The following is a 474-nucleotide window of genomic DNA, read 5'->3' on the forward strand; positions in this document are numbered from 1 at the left end:
GCCCAATCCCAAAGATACCTCTGCGGCGTCGACCGGGACGAACATCTCGACGGCTATCGCGAATTCGTATCTGAACAACGCCAATCAGGTCGGCCCGGATGGCACGATTACCTATACCGACAACGGTTCGCAGTCGATCACCGATCCCTATACGGGGAAGACCTATCAAATCCCGACGCGCACCGCGACGACGACCCTTTCGCCGGCACAGCAGGCGATCAAGGATCAGACCGACAAGGCGCAACTGAACCTCGGTACGCTGGCCAATAACCAATCGTCGTTCCTCAACGACTATATGGCCAAGCCATTCGACGGCTCGAATGATGCCACCGAAGCGCGCCTGCTCCAGCTCGGTAAGGAACGGCTCGATCCCATCCTGGCGCAACAACAGGATGCGCTGGCAACACGGCTATCCAATCAGGGCATCAAGCTCGGATCGGCAGCCTATGATCGCGCCATGGCTCAGCAGGGCCA

1 pseudogene is annotated in these 474 nt (G+C 58.9%); it reads left to right on the forward strand.

Annotated elements, in window-relative coordinates:
* Positions 1-474, forward strand: a pseudogene (locus tag EN935_RS41310) (tail fiber domain-containing protein); the annotation flags it as partial.

The organism is Mesorhizobium sp. M7D.F.Ca.US.004.03.1.1 (genome assembly GCF_003998635.1).
Taxonomy (GTDB): domain Bacteria; phylum Pseudomonadota; class Alphaproteobacteria; order Rhizobiales; family Rhizobiaceae; genus Mesorhizobium; species Mesorhizobium loti.